Genomic DNA, 23,165 nt, shown 5'->3' with positions numbered 1-23,165 from the left:
CGCGTGCGTGCGCCGGGCTCCTGGGATACAGAGGGCCCTCATGGTGGACACCCCACACGCGCGGTCCTTGAAGGCGCAGGCAGCGGCCCTGGCCGCGCAGGGGCAGTTGGATGCGGCGCTGGCCGGCTACCAGGAGGCCCTGCGTGCCGCCCCGGGTGACCCGGAAGGTCACCAGCGCGTGGCCGAATTGCTGGAGTGGCTGGAGCGGACCCCCGAAGCCGCCCGCGCCTACGACGACGCGGCGCTCGCCTGGACCCAGGCGGGGGACCTGCTTCGCGCGGTGGCCGCCACCGTGCTCTCGCGGGGACTCCGGGGGGCTCGGCCCCAGACGGTGCGGACCCTGGCGGAGCGCTTCGCCCTGGCCCCTGGCGCTCCGGCCCCGTCGCTCGCCCTGGTTCCGGAAGGCTCGGACCCGGGCGTGCCCATCCTGTCCTGGGTGGGACGCGAGTCCTTCGTGGCGCTCGTGGAGGCGCTGGAGGTTCGCGCCTTCTGGCCGGGCCAGAAGGTGGTGGAGGAGGGCGCGGCGGGCGATTCGATGTTCGCGCTGGTGGAAGGGCGGGCGGAGGTGGCGCGGCGGGTGGAAGGCAACGCGCGCCAGGTCGTGGCCACGCTGGGGCAGGGACAGTTCTTCGGCGAGGTGGCGCTGGTGTCGGAGGGGCCCAGGCTCGCCAGCGTGGAGGTGACGGAGCGCTCCGTGCTGCTGGAGTTCAAGCGCGACCACCTGGCCCGCCTCCTCACCACGCACCCGGAAGTGGACGTCGCGGTGCAGGCCTTCTACCGGCGCCGGCTGGTGGAGAACCTGCTGCGGACGAGCCCGCTGTTCAACAAGTTGTCCCCCGAGCTCAAGCTCACCATGTCGCGTGAGTTCGACCTGCGCGCCATCCCCGCGGGCCAGGTGCTGCTCACGCAGGGGCAGCCCGGCGACGCCTTCTACCTGCTGCTGCGCGGCCAGTGCCTGCCTTCGCTGGAGCAGCCGTCGGGCCGCACCGTGGGGCTGCCGGAGCTGCGCGAGGGAGACGTGTTCGGTGAAATCTCCCTGCTGCTGGACAAGCCCGTGTCCGCGACGGTGCGCACTCGGACGGACTGCGTGGTGCTGCGCCTGGAGCGCGCCGCGTTCGAACGGCACCTGCTCAGCCAGCCCGGCCTCAAGGGCCTGCTGATGCGCATGGGTACGGAGCGCCTTCAGCAGACCGCGAAGGCGCTCTTCATCTAGCCTTCCGCGTCCAGCTTCACCGGGTGCTCGCGCAGCCACTCCTGAGCGCGGCGGATCCGTTCGGCGCCGCCCGCGCGGCCTTCCTTCTCCAGGAGCTGCCGGTAGGGCTCCAACTGCTCCGGCGTCCACGCGGGCAGGGCCTTCAGGTCCGCGAGCGCCACCATCTCTTCCGCGCTCCGTCCCCGCGCCTCCTGCCGCGCGGTGAGCAGCGCCGCCAGCACCAGCCGCGCCGGCTCCGCTTCGAAGGCGATGGCCGCGTCGGTGAGCCATTCGCGCGTGGGCTCGTCCGCGGCCGGATCCTTCGCTCCCGCGCGCAGCCGCTCCAGCATCCCTTCGAGGAAGTCCGGATCCACCGCGACCTTCACCGCGCGCAGCAGCCCCGCGATGACCTCCCGCCGTCCCTGCGCATCCCCGGGCGGCGACTTCATCGCGCGCAGGGGCTCCCAGAGCGAGCAGGTGAGCCACAGCTCCTCTTCGGGCGAGAAGACGGACGGCGTGGCCGGGTCGCGCAGCTTCGCCTCCACCCGCTGCGCGCGCTCCTTCGCCTCGCGTGAGATGCGCTCCACCAGCGCGGGGTCCGCCTGCACGTGCTTCACCAGCGCGTCCAGCTCCCCGGCCTCCGCCTTGCGCAGGGCCTCCGCGGCTTCGGGCGTGAGGGCCTCCGGCGCCATGCCGGCGATGAGCGCCTCGTACTTGCGCACCACCTCCGCGTGCTTCTGGCTCCACTCGCGGAACTGCACGTCGAACACCACGTCCAGCACCGGGTTGTCCTCCGGGCGCACCCGGCCCGTCTTCTTCGCCGCCGTGGCCAGCAGCGCGCCCACGCACAGCGCCCGCCGCTCCTCCGGCGTGCGCCCGCTCCGGGCCGCCTGCGCGAGCAGTCCCGCGCCCAGCTTCTCCTGGAAGCTTCGCGTGCCCAGCTCCCGCACCACGCCCACGCGCAGCCGGTCGCGGGCCTCCATCGCGTCCAGGCCCTCTTCCGCCGCGAGCTTCGCCAGCGCCTGGCCCACGTGTTCGCTGAAGGCCTTCTCGTCGTAGCGCAGCCCCGGTTGGGCACCCGCCGCGGCGAGCAGCACGCCCAGGTGCTCCAGGGCACCGGACAGGCGGGACACGTCCGCGTCACCCAAGAGGGCCATGGCGCCCTCCAGGTCCTGCTTCAGCGGATGGGCGGGGGCGGCGGAAGGAGGCGGCGCGGCCTTCGCGCGGTCCTCGGCGGCATGACAGGCCTTGTACTTCTTCCCGCTGCCACAGGGGCACGGGTCGTTGCGGCCGGGCTTGGATGGGCTCACGGCCGGCACCGTAAGCGAAACGCCCGGGCCCTTCCACGAGGGAAGGGGCCGGGCGTCCGGTGCTTCAGGATGAGCGGTTGCTGACTACTGGGGCGAGAAGCCCAGCGTCAGGCCGAACACGTGCGCCGAACCGGAGTACGTCCCGGGGATGCCCGGCGCGGTGCTGTTCTTGTCCGCCAACGCGACGAACTGGTAGCCCAGGTCCGCGCGGAAGGGATTGAACGCATAGCCCACGCCCAGCGTGGCCTTGATGCGGTTCGCGTCCGGCAGGTCCGGCGTCAGCGTGTTGTTGGGGCTGGGCGACGGGTCGTACACGAAGCCCGCGCGCACGTTGAGCGCCGGCGTGACGCCGTACTCCGCGCCCAGGGCGTACTTCCACTTCGCGCGCCAGCGCTTGGGCAGCGGGTTGTCGATGGACGAGTCATCGAAGCGGATGGCCAGCTCGGAGAAGGTGGACCAGTCCACCCAGCTCGCGTCGAAGGCCACCAGCAGCCGGTCCATGGGCGAGTACGACAGGCCCGCCGTCACCGTGGACGGCAGGACGACGTCCGCGCGGGCGCTCTGGTCCTTCAGGCGGCTCTGGAACTCCGCCGGGATGTTCTGGAAGTCCGCCTTGCCATCGAAGTTGATCTGGATGGCGCTGCGGTAGTGGAGGCCGAACTTCAGGTTCTCCAGCACCGTCGCCTGCACGCCGACGTTGAAGCCGGAGCCCCAATCCGCGCCGCCCAGGTGGATGCTGCCCTCGCTGTTGACGAAGTCCAGGCCGCGCGTGAGCTCGATGGTGGCGCGCGCGATGTCCAGACCCACACCGAAGCGGAAGCGCTCGTGGAGCTCATACGCGATGGTGGGGTTGATGTAGTACGTGGCCAGCGACGACTCGTTGCCGCGGAAGCGGCCGCTGAAGCCGTCTTCCCAGCGGCTGCGCGCGCCGAAGGGCGTGTACACGCCCACGCCGACCGCCAGCTTCTGGAAGGGCTTGTACGCGACGAAGAAGTGGGGCGGAGGCGACAGGGTCGTCTTCTGCCCTTCCTGCTCGCCGCCCACCCGCTGGAACGTGATGGACGGGAGGATGCCGGTGTCACCGAGGGTGATGTCCAGCTTCTTCACGCCCAGGATGTTGGCCGCGTTGTAGTAGACGGCGCTGGAGTCATCCAATGCCGCCGTGGCGGTGCCGCCCATACCGGTGGCACGCGCGCTGTGGGTGTCGATCTGGAAGCCCGCGGCCTGGCTCGTGCCAGCCGCCAGGATCGCCACGAGGGAGAGTGTCTTTTTCATGGGTGTGTGAGTCCTCTCTCGGGGTGCGTTACGGCTGCGCCGGGGCGGTGCCGGTCTTCAGGAAGCTGATGGCCTGATCCTGCGCCGCATCGCGGATGGCGATGTTGACGCGCGGATCGCTCAGGAAGCCGTGCCGCAGGTCCGCGGCCAGGTCATCCGTGCTGTACTTGAACTGGTACGAGGCCACGGTGCGCGGCGCGGCGGTGCGGTTGGCCGCGGCGAGCAGCGCCAGCGTCGTCGGGTTCGGGATGACGCCGTCGCCCTCGATGTACTGGACGAAGGCGCGGTGGACGGCCGCGTTCGTGCCCGCCGCCGGCGTGTTCTCCAGGCCGTAGGCGTAGTTGCGGGGATCCGCCGGGTCCAGGATGGTGCCCGCCAGGCTCATGAACGTGTCGAACGCCGGGATGCCCGGGGTGATGTTCGCGGTGGCGAGCTGCGCGAGGAACGCGGAGCGCACACCCGAGAAGGCGGGTGAGCTGAGCAGCACGCCGACCAGGTTGCCACCCGCGGTGTTGAGCACCGTGCGGTGCACGCGCGGAGACGTGCCGGAGATGAGCGTGCCCAGGATGCCGCCGAGGCTCTGGCCCACGTAGTCCACGTTGGTGGCGTCCAGCTTGGCGCCGCCGACCTGCACGAGGCTCGCGGACAGCTCGGGGCTCGACAGCACGCGCTGGAACTGCGCGAAGTCCACCACCGAGTGGCGGAAGTTGTCGCGCGTGGCGAAGAGGTTGCCCGGGTTCAGGATGTTCCAGCCGGAGATGGCAGGAGCGCTCATCTGGGCGTTGAGCAGGAAGCTGCCACCCTCGCACTTCTTGTCCGCCAGGCAGCGGCCCTGGCCCTGCGCGGAGCAGAAGAGGTCCGCCGGCGTGACACCGCGGGAGGCGTCGTCACAGACCGAGCGGGTGGCCTCGGTGCGCGCCACGCAGCGGCCGTAGGACTCCTTGGCGGCGTCGGTCTCGCAGCGCTGGCCGCTGGGGTCGGCGCACGCGCCGTCATCCCCCACGGTGCCCGTGGTGCCCAGGGTCGCGGCGGAGCCCACGCAGGTGGTGCGCTCGCCGTGGAAGACGGTGTCCATCGACACGACCGCGTAGCCAGCGCCGGTCAGCTTGTTGGCGACGCCGAGCACGTTGGTCCGGTTGCCGGTCAGGCCGTGGCCGAAGACCACCACCGGGAAGCCCGCCGCGGGCGCCGTCGTGTTGGGCAGCAGGATCATGAACGGGTAGCGCGTGGGGCGCGCCTCCGCCGGGTTCAGCGTGCCGCTGGGGCCCGTCAGCAGGAACGGCGTGTTGGCCTGCGCCTCGAAGGTGGAGCCGATGTTGTTGGTCGCCAGACCGGAGGCGCCCATCGCGCCCTTCACCTGCGGCGTGGTGGGCACCACGTAGTTCGGCACGTTCGGGTACGCGACGGCCGTGGGCAGCGCGTTGAGCTGGTTGAGGACCGACGTGGTGCTCTGGGTGGTGAAGCCCCAGCCCAGCGCGATCTGCGAGCGCTTCAGGCCCATGCCGCCCTTGTCCGGCGCCAGCGCGACCTTGTCGAAGAACGCCTTGAGCTCCAGACGCCGAGGCTCCAGCGCGGCCGCGAGCGCGTCCGGCACGGAGGAGATCTGGCTCTTGCCGTTGACGAACACGGGGTTGGCCAGGCGCAGCAGCGCGAACGCGGTGGCCGGGGCGACCTTGCGGCCCCGGGTGTCCTTCAGGTCCGTGGTCAGCACCGCGCCGTACTGCGTGGCGCCATCCAGCGGGGCCTTGGGGACGATCTGCAGCTGCTGGGGCACGGGCGCGACGCCCGTCGGGGCCACGCTGGTGCCGCAGTCACCGGTGCTGTTCACGAGGCAGAGCACCACGTCCGGATTGGTGCCCTTGTCCAGGTTGGACAGCTTGGCGAACTTCACGCCCGTGGCGAACGAGGCCGGGTCCACCAGGGGGGCCGGGCCGTCCGTCGCGTCGCGGAACTGCGTGCCGTCCAGCACGCCCTGCCCGTCGCCGTTCTCAGTCACGATGGCGCCGGTGGTGGAGAAGCCGTCCAGGGTGTTGAGGCCCTGGAACAGCTGCTTCTGCAGACCGTCCTGCGCGGGGATGGGGAAGTTCAGGTGCGCGGGCGCCGTGGCCGTGGCCGGGATGCGCAGCAGGTCGTTGGGGAACGGGATGATGGGCGTGGGCAGCCGCGCGGTGGGCGCCAGGCTGATGGTGGCCTCCGGCTGGTCGAGGATGCTGAAGGTCCACAGCAGGACCACGTCCTCGCGCTTGAAGCCCTTGGCCGCCAGTCCGTCGATGAGCGGCGCGTAGCCGCGGCGCAGCTGCTCCAACTGGAGGGCGCTGGCGGTCTGGGCGGCCAGACGCTTGGCCGGATCCGTCTCCGTGGAGGGGATGATCTCCGTGGCCGGCCCGCAGTCCGGCGAGGTCAGGTCCTCGCAGGTGACCAGCGACATGGGGGAGCTGGCGAAGGCCCACGTGGCCGACCCGATGATGGGGTGGCCCTGCGTGGTCTTCAGGCCGTTCTCACCGCCGATGAGCGCCACCGCGTAGCGGCCGCCCTTCGGCCACGCCGGCAGACCGGTGTTCGCGTCGACGGGCGGGATGAGGTTGATGAGGTCCGTCTCCTCGTTGTACGCGACGGTCGGCGTGACCGGCTTGGTCGCGATCGGCGTGCCAGCCTTCAGGTCGATGAAGACGACCGTCTGCGCGCTCAGCGAGCGCGGATCCAGGTCCTTCACCTTGGTGGAAGCCACCGCGGACGTCGGGAAGCCGTTCAGCGTGTTCAGGTACTCGCGCGTGAACTCCTGCTCCGCCAGGGACGCCTTCGTGTTGATGGGCGCATTCACCAAGCCCGTGGCCCGATTGATGGCCAAGTCGTTGGGAGAGGGGACCACTGCGGGAGAGCCCGTGGGATCGAACTCCGCCAGACCAACGTTCGTATTCGGAGCGTCCTGCGCGATCTCGGGCGTGCAGGCAACGGCTCCCAGGGCCATGGCCCCAAGGAACAGCGATTTCTTCATGGTGGGATTCCCCTCCAGCCAAGGTGTACTGCTGGAAACACAGCAGTGAGTAGCACGCCCTCTGCCCGTCACAAAGTGAGAGGGGTTGACGCAATGAGTCAGGTATGGGGTGACATTGCCTGCGCGCGAGTGGACGTCTCGCGCGGTGCGTGCGGGGACAGAGGCGTGACGCGAGAGCGAACGCGGTTACGCTCGCGCCCCATGAAAAGACTGCTGGCTGTGTTGGTGATGACCGTGGCGTTGGGCGCGAGCGCGGAGGAGGCCGGAGGCCTGACGTGGAGTGCGCCTTCGGAGTGGGCCGTGCAGCCCGCGCGGCCGATGCGCGCGGCGACCTACAAGGTGCCGGCGGCAAAGGGAGACGCGGAAGACGCGGAACTGGCTGTCTTCTATTTCGGGCAGGGTCAGGGCGGCGCGGTGGACGCGAACGTGCAGCGCTGGGTGTCCCAGTTCCAGAAGCCTGACGGCAAGCCGGTGGATCCCGCCAAGGACGCGAAGACGAAGCAGGAGAAGGTGAACGGGATGCCCGTCACGACGGTGGAGGTGAAGGGCACGTTCACGGGCGGTGGCCCGATGATGGCGCCGTCCGCGCCCAAGCCGGGCTTCAAGCTGCGCGGCGCCATCGTGGAGGGACCGGAGGGCGCCCTCTTCTACAAGCTCACCGGACCGGAGAAGACGGTGAACGGGGCGGAGAAGAACTTCCGCAAGCTGGTGGAGTCGGTGAAGCCGGTGGCGAAGAAGTAGGGACGGATCCGCCGCTTGCCCGGATGCTCTGGCGCGGCTCCGGAGCGGGTGGCGGGGCTTCGGCAAGCGGATTGCTAAGGCCTTCCGGTACACGGCGCCCGAACGCCGAGCACCGGAGGCCTCACGTGTCGATGTGCCGCACCCCTGAGTTCCAGACCTTCGTTTCCCGCGCCCTCACGCTGTTCCCCGAGGACACCGTCCTGGGAGCGCTCCAGCAGATGTACCGCCATGGCGTGCAGGTGCTGCCCGTGGTGGAGGGCCGTGGCGGCGACCTGCTGGGCGAGGTCACCGAGGACGAGCTGCACCGCGTGGCGCGTCGCCGCCCGCTGGCGCGGCTGGCTGAAATTCTGACCGTCAAGGCGCTGGCCGCGCCGGAAGAAACGACCGTCGAGCCCGTGGCCCCGCTGCGGCTGACGGCGTCGAGCGGCTGGCTGCACTGAGGGGCGCTCGCTTCGCCTCCTCGCGTGGCCCGTGGGGCTTCGCGGTGGGAGGACTTCGCGCAGAGGACGTCCCCGGCGGTGTGTCACTCACCCCGCGGGGAGGGGAAGCCCTGGAGGCCGTGCACCTGACCGATGGTGGACACCTGCCCCCGCGCAAAGCGCCGGCAGCGAACACCTCACCGTGTGACTGGCGGCTGTCTGACGACTCGTACTGGCGGGCGGGCTGCAATCCCGCAAGGAGGTCAACAGCCTATCAGCGGTGCTCACGGCTTTCCGCCGCGGGCGGAGGAGGCGGGTCATGAAGGCAGTGGCGATCATCCTGGCGGCGGGCGGGGCCCGGCGGATGTCCCACCCCAAGGCGAACATCGAGCATGAGGGGGGCAAGAGCTTCCTTCAATCGTTGGCGTCCACCTTTGGCAAGGCGGGGTGCACGGTGTTGGGGGTGGTGGGCAAGGACTCGGAGCTGGTGCGCGAGATGCACCCCAGAATCAACCTGGTGGAGAGCGAGCGCTGGCTGGAGGGCGGCCTCCTGGCGTCGGCGCAGGCCGGAATCCAGGCCGCGCTGGACGACGGCGCGGACGTGATGCTGCTGCACCCGGTGGACATGCCCGCCGTGCGCGTCAACACGCTCAAGACGATGCTCAAGTCCATGGGCGAGGCGGAGAACAGCCTGCGCCCCGAATTCGAGGGCGCCGCGGGCTGGCCGGTGATGCTGTCGCGCGCGGCCGCCGAGCGGCTGCTCAAGGCAGGCGGCACGGCGCTGGATCCGATGATCGAGGAGACCCGTCCGCGCCGCATGCAGGTGAAGGACCCTGGCGTGGTGGTGAACATCAACACGCCGGAAATCTACAAGACGCTCTTCACGACGGAGCCGAAGCCGGCCCCGCCGCCGAAGCGGCGCACCAAGGAGAAGTCGGCGACCAACGGCTCCGGTACGGAGGCGACGTCCCCGTCGTCCTACGCGGCGTCCCCGGAGGAGTAGGCGGTGGGCGCGGTGCCTCCCGGGGGGCGTGGACGGCGAGACCCCGGGAGTCTTTTCAGGCTTTCAGCCTTCAGAACGAAAGGCCCAGACCCAGGTAGGGGCCGGAGAAGGCGTCCTCGTGCACGACGCCATCCAGGTGGCCGGCGTCGTTGAGGTACAGCGTGCGCCAGCCGCCGCGCAGGTTGAGGGCGCCCAGGTGCAGCGCGAGCCCGGCCTGCGCGTCCACCTGGCGGTGCGGGAAGGGCACCACCTGGATGCGCGCCTCCACATCCAGCGGTGAGGGCCCGAGGCACGCCTCCAGCGACGCGGCGAGGCTGGGGCCCACGAAGATGACGTCCGGGGCGTGCGCGGAAGCGATGCCGCCCTCGATGCGGAAGCGGCCGCGCTCGCTGGACCAGAGGGACGCGGTCAGGTGCGCGTCCAGCAGCGTGAGCCGGTCCAGGTCGTCCGAGCCGTCGTCCGCCGACAGCGCGATGCCGGTGACGCGCGCGTCCATGCCCAGCCGCTGGCCGTCCACGGCCATGAAGAGGCCGAGCGCGCCGCCCGTCTCCCCGAACATGTCGCCCTGCACGTTCAGGCGCACCATGGGGGGCATCGCCGCCGCGCGCACGCCCGGGCGGACGTTGGTCACGCGCGCCCCGTGGTAGGTGGAGGGGCGGCTCAGGAAGAGGAACTCGAAAAAGGACAGGCGCGCGCGGCCGGGGCGCACATTCGCGCGCAGCGGGGCGTCCGAGGAGCGGCCTGCGGGGCTCGCGCGGTGCGACCGGTCGTCGTCGTCCCGGGAGTCCTTGTCCTTCTTGGAGTCGGAGGACTTCGAGGAGGAGCTCGGCTTCGAGCGCTTGCCGAAGCGGGCCTCGGCGGGCCCCGCCCCCAGCAGGACACTGACAGCGATCGCGGCACACAGCGTCTTCCAGAAGCCCACGGCGAACCCCTCCTCTTCACCGGCCCACGGGATGGGCCACGGCATCTGGACGCCTGCTCGCCCGGAATATTCAACCGCCATCACCCTCCTGGATACCAGGGCCCCCGGGGAGGGGAGGCGTGTTGGGAACGGAGCATGTGCGCCCCCGGACACCGTCCGGCCCCCAGCAGGGCCTCCGGAGTCTCCCGCGAGACCCTAGAAGGCGAAGCCCGCGCCGCCGTAGGGGCCGACGAAGCGGTCCACGTGCGCGACGCCGTCCACCAGGCCCGCGTCGTCCAGGATGAGCCCGCGCAGGCCCGCGCGCATGACGAAGGCGCCCAGGTGCACGGACAGGCCCGCGCTCGCATCCAGCTGCCGGTAGGGGTAGGGGGTGCCCTGCACGCGCACCTCCAGGTCCAGCGGGCCCGCGAGGCAGGCCTCCAGGGACGTGGCGAGGCTGGGCCCCCCGAGGAAGAGGTCCGGGGCGCTGGCGAAGCCGAAGCCCCCTTCCACGCGCAGCCGCAGCCGGTCCGTGGACAGGACGGCCGCGGTGAGGTGCAGCGACACCAGGTTGATGACGTCCGTGCCCGCGGTGCCGTCGTCGGTGGGCAGGGTGAGCTTCGTGCCCTGGAAGGCGACGCCCATCGCGCTGCCCTCCATGCCGAGGAAGACGTCCCCGGCGGTTCCGCCGCCCATGGCGCCGACGTTCAGGCCCAGGCGCACGTCGATGGGCGGGGACGGGGCACGCGGGGGCAGGCTCCGGACCGCCATGGCCGCCAGCTCCGCCGACTCGCCCTCGCTGGAGGCGTAGGTGGGCGTGTCGGAGTAGAGGCGCTCCGAGTAGGAGGGACCGGACGGCGTGGAGCAACAGTCGTCGTCATCGTCGTCGTCCTCGGGCGGCGTGTACGAGGAGGCCTCGTGCGTGCGCGAGGACTTGATGGGACTGGCCTCGTGGACCCGGGAGTCCTTGCCGTCGTCCTTGCTGGAGGAGCTGTCCGCCGACTTCTTGCCGAAGCGCGCCTCGGCGGCGGGAGCGGCCAGCAGGAGGCCGACGACGAGTCCGGCGCACAGCGTGGGGCGCGAGGCAGACACGGGAAGCTCCAGGGGCAGGGGAGGGGCACGGGCCCCCTGTTCCCCTCGACGTGGGGCCGCGCGCGTTTATTCAAACCCTCGCGCGCGTGCTTCAGCGGCGGGCCATCTTCTTCGCCTTGGCCTTCGCGTCGCGCTTCACGGGCCGGGAGGGCGGTTCGGTGCGCGCCACGGCCACGCTCTCCGGCGTCACCGGCGTGGGGGACAGCCGCAGCGTGACGCGCCGGTTGAGGGCGCGGTTGGGCGGGCTGTCCGCGGGAACCCTCGGGCGGTGCGCGGCGTGGCCGGTGGCGCTCAGGCGCGTCGGGGCCAGCTTCTCGCGCTCGTTCAGGTGGCGCACCACGCTGACGGCTCTCGCGGCGGACAGCTCCCACGCGGTGGAGGCGGGAGCGCCGGGCGCGGCGGGGAGCACCTCGTCCGTGTGGGCCTCCACCGCCACGCGGTGGTCGCCAAGCGCGCCCTGGAACACGCTCGCGGACTGCTTCATCAGGCGGGCTCCCTCGGGCGTGAGCTGCGTGCTGGCGGGCGCGAAGAGGAGCCGCTCGGACACCTCCATGCGCAGCGCGTCGTCCTCCAGGTCCAGCGTCACGTCTCCCGAGGCGAGCGCGTCCTTCAGCGCCGAGCCCAGCGTCGCGAGCGCCGCCTCGCGCCGCGTGTGCTGCTCCTCCGCGTTCCGGGCCTGGAGCCGGGCCGCGGCGCTGCCCCACTCCGCGGTCTGCTGCTGGCGCTCCAGCGCGCGCAGCCGGCGCTCCATGGCCTGCCGCAGTGTCTGTAATTGCGCGACGTGGGCTTCGGACTCGGTGGCCTCGCGCTCCAGTTGCGCGCTCCGGGCCTCCAGCGCCTGGAGCGAGCGCGAGCCAATCCACGCGCCCCCGGAGGCCACCGTCACCCCGACGGCCAGCAGCCCCCAGGGCAGCCACCGCCAGCGTCCACGCGCTGCTTCGGTCCGGACGTCGTCCATGCCCCCAAGGGTAATGGCGTCCCCGGGGTGGGCGGCAAGGTGGGCACCGTGCGACACCCCCTGTCCGCCCCGGTCCGGGGCCGCTCAGGACGGTTTCTTCCACCGGGGCAGGTGCAGCATGAAGCGCGAGCCCGGTCCGCCATCCGTCGGTGGCTCCACGGAGAGGTCGCCGCCGTGCGCGCGGGCGAGCTGGCGGGAGATGTAGAGGCCCAGGCCCATGCTGGCGCGCGCGTGCTTGCCGGTGGCCCGGGCGAAGCGCTCGAAGATGCGCTCGCGCGCTTCGGGAGGGATGCCGGGGCCCCAGTCCCGCACGACGATGAGGGCCCGGTCCGCGTCGCGCTCCACGTGCAGCTCCACCGGGAGGCCCGGGGCGTACTTCATCGCGTTGGTGAGCAGGTTCATCAGCACCTGCTCCACGCGGGGCCGGTCCGCCATCGCCACCACGGGCGCGTCCGCGTGCACCACCGCCACGCAGCCCGCGGTGGCCAGCGCCTCCTCCATCCGCGCCACCAGCCCGTGCACCAGCGAGGACAGCTCCACCGCGCCCAGCTCCAGCACCATCTGCCCGGTGCCCAGCCGCGCCACGTCGAACAGGTGCGATACCAGCCGCGTCAGCCGGTCCGCCTGCCGCAGGGCCCCGGCGAGTCCCTGGCCCAGCCGCTCCGCTTCCTCCGACGGCTGCTTGTCCAGCGTGCGCTGGAGGGAGGCGAGCTGCAGGTGCAGCGCGGACAGCGGCGTGCGCAGCTCATGCGTCGCCACCGCCACGAACTCGTCGCGCGCGGCGACGGCCTGCTCCGCCTGCCGGTACAGCCGCGCGTTGTCCACCGCGAGCGCGGCGCGCCACGCCAGGTCCTCCAGCGACGCCAGGTCGCGCGTGCTGAAGCGCCGCGTGGGTGAACAGGACGCGGCGCTGATGAGGCCCAGCGTGCGCCCGCGCGCCATCAGCGGCACGACCATCACCGAGCGCGGCTGGAGCTTCTCCAGGATGTTCCGGTGCTCTTCGTTGAGCGCGAAGCCCTTCATCGCGTTCTCGTCCACCTCCGCCACCAGCGCCGAGCGGCCCGTCTCCAGCACCCGGCGCAGTGTCGTGTTGGCGCCGGGCGGGGGCGCGAACGCCATCGAGCGCTCCAACTGGACCTGGAGTTCGTCATTCCGGGCCTGACGCTCCACGCGCTCCAGGTGCTCTCCGTCCTCGGCCAGCATGTCCACCAGGCAGTAGTCCGCCAGCTGCGCCACCACCAGCTCCGCCACGTTGCGCACCGTGGTGCGCCAGTCGAGCGACGTGGCCAGCCGCGTGGTCGCGTCCGTGAGGAAGCGCAGGTGTTTCTCCATGCGGCGCTGTTCGGTGACCTCGCGCACGATGCCACCCACGCCCAGCAGCTCCGTGCCAGCGCGCACGGGGAAGTAGGTGGCCAGGAAGGTGCGAGGCTCCGGGCCGGCGACGTACTCCACCGGGTCGTCCATCACGGCCTCCTCCGTCGCCAGCACCCGACCCAGCAGGTCCTCGATGGGCGCTCCCGCTTCGCCCATCAGCTCGCGGGGCGTGCGGCCCAGGTGCGCCTCCATCGGGATGCCGTTGTTCTCCGCGACGACGCTGTTGACCCGCGCGTAGCGCAGGCCCCGGTTCACGAAGCCCATGCCCACCGGCGACGCGGCGAAGAAGGCCTCCAGCAGCGCGGCGGTCGCGTCGCGCTCGCGCAGGGCACTGCGCGCCTCGCGGTACAGCCGGGCGCTCTCCACCGCCAGCGCGGCCCGGCGCGCGAACTCCGTGGCGTACGCCAGGTCGCGCCGGGTGTAGCGGCGCGCGGGGGACGCGGAGACGAGGTTGATGAGGCCGAAGCGGCGCTCGCCCACCGCCAGGGGCAGCAGCATGGTGGAGCGCGGCGCCAGCTCCTCCAGCAGGCGCCGGTGTTCGGGCGTGCGCGCCAGCAGGTCCAGGAACTCGCCAGTGATTTCGGACACGAGCACGGGCCTGCCTTGCGCGAACACGCGGGCCAGCGGCGTGTCCGCGCCGGACTTCGGCGGGAAGGGCATCACCTGGTCGAGCAGCGCCTGCTTGCGCGGATCCTTCGCGGTGACGGCCAGCCGGTGCAGGGCGCCGTCGGTGTCCAGCACGTCCACCATGCAGTAGTCCGCCCACTCCAGCGTGGCCAGTCGCGCCACGGCCCGGAGCGTCGTCTCCCAGTCCAGGGATTCGGCGAGCAGGCGGCTCGCTTCGCTGACGAAGAACTCCGCGCGCTCGGTGGCCTTGCGCTCGGTGATGTCCACGTTGACGTTCACCGCGCCCAGCATGTCGCCGCCCTCCGTGAAGAGGGGCGCGGAGGAGTTGAGGATGGTGCGCCGCGCACCGCCGCTACCGACGATGTCCACCTCCTCGTTGGAGATGGTCTTTCGCGTGCGCAGCGTGCGCGCCGTGGCCCACTCCTCTCCGCGCAGCCGCCGGCCGTTGCCGGGCCAGTACGCTTCGAAGAGGCCGTAGCGCTCCAGGCCCATCTCCTCCAGGGCGCGGGTGCCCCACAGCGCGCTCGCGGCGGCATTGGCCGCGAGCAGGCGTCCGGCCGTGTCCACGATGATCACCCCCACGGGCAGCAGTTGCAGCACCGTGCGCAGCCATTCGTGCCGCACGGGCGTGGACTCCCCCAGAAAGGTGCCGGTCGGCTCGGACATGGGCGCGGAGCCCCCTCCCCCCGCGGGAGGTTGTAGGGTGGGAGTGCCAGGGGCCCTGGACCACCCGACCCCGGTACGAGCCGGCTTTCCGGGAGTTGGCACGCATCCCCGCCCTGGAGCAGGGGAAGGGGCTTGATTCGCGGCCGCCGACGGGGCGTCATTCGGGGTTTTCCTTCTCGGCCGTGTTTCAAGGACAGGTGGATGGCGATTGCGTGCGTGGTGCTGGATTTCGATGGGACCTTCACGGATGTGCTGGCGGAGGGCGCGCCCTTCCTGACGCACTTCCAGCAGGCGCTGTACCGGGTGCTGGGGCAGGACGCGACGGCCGCCTGGGACGAGGAAGTGGCCGCGCTGCATGAGGGCGTGGACCAGTACGGCTGGGAGGTCGCGGGCCGCATCGTGGCGCCGGCCACCGCGGATCCGTACCTGACGGCCACGTGCACCGCGCACCGGCTGCTCCAGCGCTTCGGACGGGGGCAGGACGAGGCCACGCGCACGGACACGGTGCAGACGCTGTACCGCGACGCGTACCGGCACTCGGCCACGGCCTTCAAGGAAGAGGCGAAGGAGGTGCTGGAGGCGCTGCTCGCCACGGGCCTGCCCATCAACGTGGTGACCAACGCGCACACGGAGCTGGTGGAGGCGAAGCTCACCCGGCTGGCGCCCCGGGGCCGCGAGCGGCTGACGGTGTTCGGCGACGCGCGCAAGTTCACGCTGGAGGACGCGGAGCCGAAGGACGCGCGCTTCGACGCGCTGCCTGAAGCGCTGAAGCTGGATGGCGTGCTGGGCCGGCCGGTGTACCTGCGGCGCGGGCGCTACTTCGCCGCGCTCAAGCGCATCTGGGACGCCACCCACACGGGCCCGGAGTCCACGCTGGTCGCGGGCGACATCTACGAGCTGGACTTGGCGATGCCCGCCGCGCTGGGCGCGCACGTGCAACTGGTGGAGCGCGCCAACGTGCTGCCTTACGAGCGCGCGGCGGTGGAGCGCCTGGGCGCGCGCGGCGGCGTGGACAAGAGCCTGCGCGCCATCCTGCCCCGGCTGCGCTGAAGGGCCGTAGAGCCGGGGCTCCGGGACGCCCCGGGGCCCTGGAGCTCCTCCGGAGCCCCTCCGGAGCTTCGGGGGGCAAACGAAAAGCCCCGCCTCCCCGTGAGGGGAGGGCGGGGCCGTTCGCACTGCACCGCGCGTGGGGCGCGAGAAGCTTGAAGCTAGACCTTGGCGCCAGCGGTCGGCTGGAACATGTCGTTGAACTCGGTGAGCGCCTTGTTGATGGCCGCCTTGATGTCGCCGGTCAGCTCGCGCTTGGAGACGAGGTCCTGGACGATGTTCGGGTACTTGCCGTCCACGAACTCCAGCATCTCCTTCATCCAGCGGACCACGTCCGTCACGGGCACCTGGCGGATCCACCCGCGCTTGCCCGCGTCGTCCTTGTTCGTCGCCGCGTAGATCTGGATGACCTGACGCTCGACGGACAGGGGCTCGTACTGGCCCTGCTTGAGCAGCTCCACCATGCGGGCGCCGCGCGCCAGCGTCTCCTGCGTCGCCTTGTCCAGGTCGGAGCCGAACTGGGAGAAGGCGGCCAGCTCGCGGTACTGCGCGAGCTCCATCTTCATGGAGCCGGCGACCTGCTTCATCGCCTTGATCTGCGCCGCGGAACCGACGCGCGACACGGAGAGACCCACGTTGATGGCCGGGCGGACGCCGGCGAAGAACAGGTCCGTCTCCAGGAAGATCTGCCCGTCGGTGATGGAGATGACGTTCGTCGGGATGTAGGCGGCCAAGTCACCGGCCTGCGTCTCGATGATGGGCAGCGCCGTGAGGGAGCCCGCGCCCTCTTCGTCGGACAGCTTCGCGGCGCGCTCCAGCAGGCGGCTGTGGATGTAGAACACGTCGCCCGGGTACGCCTCGCGGCCCGGCGGGCGGCGCAGGAGCAGGGAGAGCTGGCGGTACGCCACGGCCTGCTTGGACAGGTCGTCGTACACGATGAGGCCGTGCATCTTGTTGTCGCGGAAGTACTCGCCGATGGCGACGCCCGCGTACGGGGCGAAGTACTGCATGGGCGCCGGGTCGGACGCGTTCGCCGCGACGACCGTCGTGTACTCCATGGCGCCGTAGCGGGTCAGCTTCTCCACGATCTGCGCGACGGTGGACTGCTTCTGCCCGATGGCGACGTAGACGCAGTAAACGCCCAGGCCCTTCTGGTTGATGATGGCGTCGATGGCGACGGCCGTCTTGCCCGTCTGGCGGTCACCGATGATGAGCTCGCGCTGACCCCGGCCCACCGGCACGAGCGCGTCCAGCGCCTTGATGCCCGTCTGCAGGGGCTCGTGCACGGACTTGCGCTTCACGATGCCGGGCGCCTTCACCTCCAGGCGGCGGTGCTCGGTGGCCTCGATGGGGCCCTTGCCGTCCATCGGGACGCCCAGGGCGTTCACCACGCGGCCCAGCAGGCCCTTGCCCACCGGCACGGAGGCGATCTGCCCGGTGCGCTTCACCACGTCGCCTTCACGGATGTCCTTGAACTCACCCATGATGGCGATACCGACGTTGTCCTCTTCCAGGTTGAGGACCAGGCCCTGCACGCCATTGGCGAACTCCACCAGCTCGCCCGCCAGCGCACCCTCCAGGCCGTACACGCGGGCGATACCGTCGCCTACGGACAGCACGGTGCCGGTCTCGGCGACGGTGACCTTCTTGCCGTAGTCCTTGATCTGCTCCCGGATGATTCTGCTGATCTCGTCGGCGCGGATTTCCATGAGCGTCTTGCGTCCTTGCGGAGGGGGCGGCCGGAAACGGGGAAGGGCCGCCACGAATCTTGATGTACCGGGTGGCCCCCTATCACGCTCCCAGCCCCCATCGCAACGCGCACGCCACCCGCCGCATTGCCGCCCCAGCCACCCCGTTATCGCGGATGTTAGCGGACCCGGCCGGACCCCGTTCCACTCGTTGGAACGCGTGGGAATCCGGCCCCCCTGGACCGCACCCGCCCTGGCGGGCGGCTCGCAGGCTCGGTAGCCCGGCGGCTGGGACGACGGGCGGCTTCAGGAGCCTGACTGCTGGGAACCACCGGTCCGGGGCAGCCACACGATGAAGCGGGTGCCGTCCGTCCCCCCCGACTCCACGGAGATGCGGCCCCCGTGGGCCAGGGCAATCTGTCGGGCGATGTAGAGCGACAGCCCCAGGCCGTCCGCGTCCCCGCCGCCGCTGCCACCGTTCGCGGGCGGGCAGCGCCGGAAGGGCTCGAAGAGGGTGGCGTGGTTCTCCGGCGAGACCCGGCAGCCCGGGTCGTGGACCTGGAGGGTGACGCTGTCCGCGCTGCCCTGGACCTGGAGCGCCACCGTCGACGTCGGGGGGCCGTGGTACAGGGCATTGCCCACGAGCGTGTCCATCAACTGGGTGAGCCGCCCCCCGTCCCAGGTGCCCTTGAGGTCGCCCGACACCACCAGGCGCAGCTCCCGGCTGGGGTGGGCCTGACGCCGGTCCGCCATCACCTGCTCCGCCAGCTGTCCCAGGTGCACGGACCCGGGGTGCAGCGGCAGGCCCCCGGACAGCCGGGCGCGGGTGAAGTCCAGCAACTGGTGGATCATCCGCTCCACCCGGCGTGCGCCCTGGCCCACCCGCCCTACCTGTTCCGTCAGGGCTTCCGGCATCTGCGGAGCGTGTTGGAGGGCGAGCACGTCGCGCTGGAGGGTCTGGAGCGGGATCTTGAGGTCCGGGCCCACCACGCCCAGGAACTGCTCGCGGAAGTGCTCCATGCGCGCCAGGCGCTCCTCGGCGGACTTGCGGCTGCTGACGTCCCACACCGCGGCGAGCCGGACCGCGCGGCCCTGGAAGGTGGCCGGACGGCCCATCACCTCCACGGGGATGCGCCGGCCGTCGCGGTGGACGATGGCCACCTCGTAGGGGGCCTCCACGCCGCGCTCCATCGCATCGCGCGCGGGGACGCGGAACTCCGGCGCCACGCATTCGATGACGTTGCGGCCGATCAACTCCGCCGTCTCGTAGTGCCCCAGCAGGCGCGCCAGCCCCGGGCTGATGTCCAGGAACTGCCCGCGGTCGTGGAAGAAGTACCCGTCACAGGAGATCTCCACGATGCTGCGCATGTGCTCCTCGCTCGCGCGCAGCGCCGCCTCCTCGCGCAGGCGCGCCGAGTTGTCGCGCAGCAGCACCAGCACGCCCGCCGACGCCGGAGCCGCCGGCATCGCGCTCACCGTCAGGTGGCGCAGCGTGCCCACCTCGCCGAAGCGCCCCGACACCAACTCCTCCGCCACGCGCTCGCCCGACTGCGCCCGGCCCAGCAGCGGCGCCAGCGACGGCGCGAGCCCCGGCCACGCCTCGGTCAGCAGCCGCCCCACGGACAGCGCCGCCGGCCGGCCGCACAGCGACGCCAGCAGGTCATTCATCCAGAGGAGGCGGGAGTCCGCGCCCACCAGCGCCACCCCCCAACCCGGCGCGTTCAGCAACGCACTCAGGAAGGGCCAGGACTCCTCGGGAACCCCTGAGGACGGAAGGGCTCCGGGAAGCCGGTGAAACACGGGCTGCGGCATGGGCGGGTCGTCTCGGAAAACGCGGGCTTGTCCGCGTTGACGAGAAGTATACCCATTCCCAGAGCCAGCGGGAAATACGGGTTTGACTAGGACTACGGGGCAACACGGCCAACCTGGGACGTTGGCCGTTGGGTGCAGGAAGGCGGGCTACTTCAGCGCGCGGCGCATCTGCTCCATCTGGGAGCGCAGGGTGCCGTCGTAGAGGGTGCCACCCACCTGGGCGGACACGCCGCCGAGCAGGGAGGGGTCCACGCGGGTCTCCAGCACGACGTTGCGCTGGGTGAGCTGCTGGAGCGACTGCTGCAGCTGGCTGACGGCGTCGGCGGACAGGGGCACCGCGCTGGTGACTTGGCCCCGGACGCGGCCCGCGCGGGCATCCGCCATGTCGCGGTAGAGCCGGGCGATGTCGGGCAGGTAGCCCAGGCGGTTGCGGTCCACCAGCAGCCGCAGCGCGTTGGCGAGCGCGGGGTCGGCGGGGGAGGGCAGCGCCTTGAGCACGGCCTCCACCACGTTGCTGCGCTGGGCGCGGCTGTAGGCGGGGTTGAGCAGCACGTCCGACAGTTCGGGGCTGTGCCCGACCACGTCGGCGAAGGCGTTGAGCTGCTCCGCGACAAGGTCGGTGCGGTTGCCTTCCGCTGCGACGTCGAGGATGGCGCGGGCGTAGCGGCGGGCGATGGAGACGTTCACCATGACGCTGGCGCCCTTAGCATGGGGCGTCCCCCACGGCAATCCCGCCGACCTTCCGGGTCCCGGTGGCCGGAAGGGCGCCTGTGGGGTCTCATTCATTGAACGTGGGTGTCGCCCCGAAAGGCGGGCCAGCGCTCGCAAGGTGACGCCCAGGTAGCAAGAGGGCTTGGCGGAATGGGGGGTGGGCCCGTAGCGTGCGGCTCCTCGCCCCATGCAAGAACCCGTCATCGGCATCGACCTGGGCACTACCAACAGCGTCGTGGCGACCGTGGAAGACGGACGTCCGCGGCTCATCCCCTCGCGCGCGGGAGGACGCCTCACGCCTTCGGTGGTGGGCCTCACCCGGGCGGGAGACCGCGTGGTGGGGCAGGCGGCCCAGGCGCTGGCGGAGGAACAACCCGACGCGGTGGTGTGGGCCACCAAGCGCTTCCTGGGTCGCCGGTACACGCCGGAGCTGGTGCAGCAGGCGAAGACGATGGTGCCCTACCCCCTGGTGGCCGGCCCTTCGGGCGACGTGCGCGTGAAGCTGGCGGGCCGGGTGCTGCCCACCGCGCAGGTGTCCGCCTTCATCCTGGGTGAGCTGCGGCTGGACGCGCAGGCCCACTTCGGGCGCGACGTGCGCAAGTGCGTCATCACGGTTCCCGCCAACTTCGACGACAACCAGCGCCAGGCCACGCGCGAGGCGGCGAGCATCGCGGGGCTGGAGGTGGTGCGGCTGGTCAACGAGCCCACCGCGGCGGCGCTGGCGTACGGCCTGTCGCGCGGCTTCGAGGGCAGCGCGCTGGTGTTCGACCTGGGCGGCGGCACCTTCGACGTGTCCATCCTGGACGTGAAGGCGGGCGTCTTCGAGGTGAAGGCCACCGGCGGCGACCACGCGCTCGGGGGCGAGGACTTTGATCAGCGCATCGTCCAGTGGCTGCTGGCCCAGGTGGAGGACGACTACCAGGAGGCGGTCTCCAAGGACGCGCAGTCGCTGCGCCGCCTGAAGGTCGCGGCGGAGGCCGCCAAGCGCGAGCTCACCGAAAGGGACGAGGCCAGCATCTCCGTCACCGGCCTGGGCGACCACAACGCCGGCGTGAAGCGCTTCACCGAAATCAACACCGCGCTCACGCGCAGCTTCTTCGAGACCCTCTCCGAGCCCCTGTCGCGCCGGTGCCTGGAGGTCTGCAAGAGCGTGATGGCCGAGGCGAAGATGGATCCGCGCTCGGTGGACGTGGTGCTGCTGGTGGGCGGCATGACGCGCGTGCCGCTGGTGCGCCGGCTGGTGGCGGACTTCTTCGGCCGCGCGCCGTCCACGGACGTGCACCCGGACGAAGCGGTGGCGCTGGGCGCCGCGGTGCAGGCGGACGAACTGCTCCGGCAGTCCGGGCAGGCGCTGCTGCTGGACGTGGCCAGCCAGAGCCTGGGCGTGGGCGTGATGGGCGGACGCGTGAAGCGCCTCATCCCCCGCAACACGGGCGTGCCGGTGGTGGCGCGCGACATCTTCTTCCCGGGCACCTCCGGCCAGGCCGAGGCGCGCATCCCCGTGTACCAGGGGGAGAGCGAGTTCCAGGACGAGAACCACAAGCTGGGCGAGGTGGTCCTCAAGAACCTGCACGTCGCCGCGCGCGGGGAGACGCCCCTGGAGGTCGTCTTCGAATTGTCCGGCGAAGGCACGCTCTCCGTGAAGGCCACCGACCTCACCTCCGGCAACATGGAGGTGGTGCGCCTGGAGGCCCGCGCGGGCCTGCCGCAGGGCGAGGCGGAGAAGCTGGGCCAGGAGCAGATGAACTACGCCCAGGCCCAGGGCGTGGTGGACGCACGCAAGGCGGAGGAGACCTTCAAGAAGCTGCTGGAGCGCGGAGAGAAGCTGGCCCGCCTGCTCCAGAAGAGCGCGAAGGAGAACCCCAGCCCGGAAGCCGACACCGCCGTGGGCACCGTGCAGCAACTGCTGGTGGGCGGCAAGGACGCGCTGGCGGCGGGGGATGCCGCGCAGTGCGCCCAGATTGCCCGCCAGCTCACGAAGCTTCTGTCCGGTCGCGCGGAACCCCGGGGCTGATGTCCCGCGCCACGCGGAAAAGGCGTCCACCAGCGCACGTTGACGCGCCGGGTGCATGGTGACTTTCCCGGAGTCCGCCTATCTCCGGGAGTCATGATGAACCCCGGAATTTCTCCGCGTCCGAGAGACCTGGTCTTCGTGGTGGACGACTCGCGGACGGCGCGGGACGTGATTCGGCTGCACCTGTCGCGCATGAGCTGCGACGTGGTGGGGCTGGAGGGGGCGGAGGCGTGCCTCGCGGAGCTCCAGCAGCGGGTGCCGGCGCTCATCCTGATGGACCTGCACCTGGAGAAGCTCCAGGGGGACGAGGCGTGCCGGGCGGTGAAGGCGCACGCGGCCGGACGCAACGTGCCGGTGGTGATGTTCACCGCCGCGGACGAGCCCCATGAGGTGATGCACTGCGGGCGCGCGGGCGCGGACGACTTCCTGCCCAAACCCGTGTGCCAGGAGGCGCTGGCGGCGAAGGTGGCCGCGGTGCGGCTGTCCCGGGAGCGCGCCTGGACGGGCCCTCCGCGCGGGCGCGGCGTGCTGCTGGTGGAGGGTGGCCGCTTCCTGCACACCTTCCTGGGTGGAGCGCTGGAGCACGAGGGGCTGCACGTGCTCTACGCGAAGGACCTGGAGGACGCGGGCGCGCAGGCGGTGGCCCATGGAGAGCGGCTGGACGGCTTCGTCGTGGACGTGTCGCGGCTGCCCCGTGAGGCCCTGGCCCTGGCCACGCGCCTCCGGGAGCTGTACCCGCGCAAGCCGCTGGTGCTGATGTCGCGGGTGGAGGAGTCGCAGGACGTGCTCGCGCGGGCGCAGGAGCTGTGCGGCGCGCCGCTGCTGGAGAAGCGGCAACTGGGCGCGGACGAGCTCTTGGGGCGGGTGCTCGCGCGCCTGTCTCCGTCCACCGTGCCGCTGCGGGCCGCGGAGCGCGTGCCCTTCTTCACGGTGGTGGAGTTCTCCACGCCGGGCGGGCCCACGCTCAGCGGCTTCAGCCATGACGCCAGCCCCCAGGGCCTCTTCGTGCGCACGCTCACGCCCGCGCGCGAAGGCGCCCGGCTGTCGCTGCGCCTGGTGATGGCCGGCCAGCGCACCCCGTGCGAGGCGCAGGCGGTGGTGGCGTGGTCCAACCCGCCCGGTCCAGGCGGCGCCTTCCGTTCCCAGACGGGCATGGGCCTCAAACTGGAGGGCATGGACGCGCAGCTTCAGCAGCGCTTCGTGCGCTTCGTGCCCCAGACCCTCGGTTTTCCCACCGGGGGCACGGCGCGCGCCTCAGGTTTCTGAGTGCGGCACGGGCCCGGTCCGGCCCCGCAAACCCTCGCAATCGCAGGCCCGCGCCAGGGATTCCGCCCTGGCAC

The 23,165-nt window shown here is 71.5% G+C and carries 17 protein-coding genes; 7 read left to right on the top strand and 10 right to left on the bottom strand.

From position 1 onward, the window contains the following. Positions 1-40: 40 nt before the first annotated feature. Positions 41-1,213: a cyclic nucleotide-binding domain-containing protein gene (locus OV208_RS35570; protein ID WP_267578376.1), complete on the top strand. Its 1,173-nt coding sequence runs from the start codon at positions 41-43 to the stop codon at positions 1,211-1,213. Here the strand turns inward: OV208_RS35570 and OV208_RS35565 are convergent. From OV208_RS35565 to OV208_RS35555, 3 genes are all read right to left on the bottom strand, one after another. Next, positions 1,210-2,502 (bottom strand): SEC-C domain-containing protein, encoded by a 1,293-nt coding sequence (locus OV208_RS35565; protein WP_267578375.1) that lies wholly within the window; start codon positions 2,500-2,502, stop codon positions 1,210-1,212. The two genes, OV208_RS35570 and OV208_RS35565, sit on opposite strands and share 4 nt — an antisense overlap. Positions 2,503-2,586: 84 nt before the next feature. Beyond that, on the bottom strand, positions 2,587-3,777 hold the full coding sequence (locus OV208_RS35560; RefSeq protein ID WP_267578374.1) for an OmpP1/FadL family transporter: 1,191 nt from the start codon (positions 3,775-3,777) through the stop codon (positions 2,587-2,589). Between the two features lie 28 nt (positions 3,778-3,805). Beyond that, positions 3,806-6,772, bottom strand: coding sequence for a hypothetical protein (locus OV208_RS35555; RefSeq protein WP_267578373.1), 2,967 nt, complete (start codon positions 6,770-6,772; stop codon positions 3,806-3,808). Positions 6,773-6,973: 201 nt separating this feature from the next. Between OV208_RS35555 and OV208_RS35550 the strand changes: the two genes are divergently transcribed. The 3 genes from OV208_RS35550 (at position 6,974) to OV208_RS35540 (ending at position 8,935) form a co-directional block, all read left to right on the top strand. Next, positions 6,974-7,513: a hypothetical protein gene (locus tag OV208_RS35550; protein ID WP_267578372.1), complete on the top strand. Its 540-nt coding sequence runs from the start codon at positions 6,974-6,976 to the stop codon at positions 7,511-7,513. Positions 7,514-7,644: 131 nt separating this feature from the next. After that, entirely contained in the window at positions 7,645-7,953 is a 309-nt protein-coding gene (locus tag OV208_RS35545) for a CBS domain-containing protein (protein ID WP_267578531.1), read from the top strand. A 298-nt stretch (positions 7,954-8,251) separates the two neighbouring features. Beyond that, positions 8,252-8,935: a nucleotidyltransferase family protein gene (locus OV208_RS35540; RefSeq protein ID WP_267578371.1), complete on the top strand. Its 684-nt coding sequence runs from the start codon at positions 8,252-8,254 to the stop codon at positions 8,933-8,935. A 70-nt stretch (positions 8,936-9,005) separates the two neighbouring features. Here the strand turns inward: OV208_RS35540 and OV208_RS35535 are convergent, their stop codons facing one another. The 4 genes from OV208_RS35535 to OV208_RS35520 all read right to left on the bottom strand — a co-directional run bounded on the left by OV208_RS35535 (position 9,006) and on the right by OV208_RS35520 (position 14,553). Beyond that, entirely contained in the window at positions 9,006-9,902 is an 897-nt protein-coding gene (locus OV208_RS35535) for a hypothetical protein (RefSeq protein WP_267578370.1), read from the bottom strand. A 150-nt stretch (positions 9,903-10,052) separates the two neighbouring features. After that, positions 10,053-10,928, bottom strand: coding sequence for a hypothetical protein (locus tag OV208_RS35530; RefSeq protein ID WP_267578369.1), 876 nt, complete (start codon positions 10,926-10,928; stop codon positions 10,053-10,055). A 91-nt stretch (positions 10,929-11,019) separates the two neighbouring features. Further along, the gene (locus OV208_RS35525) at positions 11,020-11,886 is read right to left on the bottom strand and encodes an OmpA/MotB family protein (protein ID WP_267578368.1); all 867 of its coding nucleotides are present in this window, start codon (positions 11,884-11,886) and stop codon (positions 11,020-11,022) included. Between the two features lie 84 nt (positions 11,887-11,970). After that, the gene (locus OV208_RS35520) at positions 11,971-14,553 is read right to left on the bottom strand and encodes a GAF domain-containing protein (RefSeq protein WP_267578367.1); all 2,583 of its coding nucleotides are present in this window, start codon (positions 14,551-14,553) and stop codon (positions 11,971-11,973) included. A 201-nt stretch (positions 14,554-14,754) separates the two neighbouring features. On the opposite strand from OV208_RS35520, the gene OV208_RS35515 reads away from it, so the two are divergent. Beyond that, the gene (locus tag OV208_RS35515) at positions 14,755-15,603 is read left to right on the top strand and encodes an HAD family hydrolase (RefSeq protein WP_267578366.1); all 849 of its coding nucleotides are present in this window, start codon (positions 14,755-14,757) and stop codon (positions 15,601-15,603) included. A gap of 158 nt (positions 15,604-15,761) precedes the next feature. On the opposite strand, the gene atpA is transcribed toward OV208_RS35515, so the two are convergent. The 3 genes from atpA to atpH all read right to left on the bottom strand — a co-directional run bounded on the left by atpA (position 15,762) and on the right by atpH (position 19,790). After that, positions 15,762-17,309 (bottom strand): F0F1 ATP synthase subunit alpha, encoded by a 1,548-nt coding sequence (gene atpA / locus OV208_RS35510; RefSeq protein ID WP_267578365.1) that lies wholly within the window; start codon positions 17,307-17,309, stop codon positions 15,762-15,764. A gap of 285 nt (positions 17,310-17,594) precedes the next feature. Further along, entirely contained in the window at positions 17,595-19,016 is a 1,422-nt protein-coding gene (locus tag OV208_RS35505; RefSeq protein ID WP_267578364.1) for an ATP-binding protein, read from the bottom strand. A 231-nt stretch (positions 19,017-19,247) separates the two neighbouring features. Next, positions 19,248-19,790: an ATP synthase F1 subunit delta gene (gene atpH / locus OV208_RS35500; protein WP_267578363.1), complete on the bottom strand. Its 543-nt coding sequence runs from the start codon at positions 19,788-19,790 to the stop codon at positions 19,248-19,250. A gap of 208 nt (positions 19,791-19,998) precedes the next feature. Between atpH and OV208_RS35495 the strand changes: the two genes are divergently transcribed. After that, positions 19,999-21,825, top strand: a complete 1,827-nt coding sequence (locus OV208_RS35495) for an Hsp70 family protein (RefSeq protein ID WP_267578362.1) — start codon at positions 19,999-20,001, stop codon at positions 21,823-21,825. A gap of 93 nt (positions 21,826-21,918) precedes the next feature. Next, positions 21,919-23,091: a TIGR02266 family protein gene (locus OV208_RS35490; RefSeq protein ID WP_267578361.1), complete on the top strand. Its 1,173-nt coding sequence runs from the start codon at positions 21,919-21,921 to the stop codon at positions 23,089-23,091. Positions 23,092-23,165 lie beyond the last annotated feature (74 nt).

This window comes from Corallococcus sp. bb12-1 (assembly GCF_026626765.1).
GTDB classification, from domain to species: Bacteria; Myxococcota; Myxococcia; order Myxococcales; family Myxococcaceae; genus Corallococcus; species Corallococcus terminator.
This window is presented reverse-complemented; position numbering and strand designations above follow the sequence as displayed.

Coding starts and splice junctions, on each gene's coding strand:
- OV208_RS35515 (WP_267578366.1), top strand. CDS start 14,755: ATGGCGATTGCGTGCGTGGTGCTGGATTTCGATGGGACCTTCACGGAT.
- OV208_RS35560 (WP_267578374.1), bottom strand. CDS start 3,777: ATGAAAAAGACACTCTCCCTCGTGGCGATCCTGGCGGCTGGCACGAGC.
- atpA (WP_267578365.1), bottom strand. CDS start 17,309: ATGGAAATCCGCGCCGACGAGATCAGCAGAATCATCCGGGAGCAGATC.
- OV208_RS35570 (WP_267578376.1), top strand. CDS start 41: ATGGTGGACACCCCACACGCGCGGTCCTTGAAGGCGCAGGCAGCGGCC.
- OV208_RS35525 (WP_267578368.1), bottom strand. CDS start 11,886: ATGGACGACGTCCGGACCGAAGCAGCGCGTGGACGCTGGCGGTGGCTG.
- OV208_RS35535 (WP_267578370.1), bottom strand. CDS start 9,902: ATGCCGTGGCCCATCCCGTGGGCCGGTGAAGAGGAGGGGTTCGCCGTG.
- OV208_RS35545 (WP_267578531.1), top strand. CDS start 7,645: ATGTGCCGCACCCCTGAGTTCCAGACCTTCGTTTCCCGCGCCCTCACG.
- OV208_RS35495 (WP_267578362.1), top strand. CDS start 19,999: ATGCAAGAACCCGTCATCGGCATCGACCTGGGCACTACCAACAGCGTC.
- OV208_RS35490 (WP_267578361.1), top strand. CDS start 21,919: ATGATGAACCCCGGAATTTCTCCGCGTCCGAGAGACCTGGTCTTCGTG.
- OV208_RS35520 (WP_267578367.1), bottom strand. CDS start 14,553: ATGTCCGAGCCGACCGGCACCTTTCTGGGGGAGTCCACGCCCGTGCGG.
- atpH (WP_267578363.1), bottom strand. CDS start 19,790: ATGGTGAACGTCTCCATCGCCCGCCGCTACGCCCGCGCCATCCTCGAC.
- OV208_RS35550 (WP_267578372.1), top strand. CDS start 6,974: ATGAAAAGACTGCTGGCTGTGTTGGTGATGACCGTGGCGTTGGGCGCG.
- OV208_RS35540 (WP_267578371.1), top strand. CDS start 8,252: ATGAAGGCAGTGGCGATCATCCTGGCGGCGGGCGGGGCCCGGCGGATG.
- OV208_RS35555 (WP_267578373.1), bottom strand. CDS start 6,772: ATGAAGAAATCGCTGTTCCTTGGGGCCATGGCCCTGGGAGCCGTTGCC.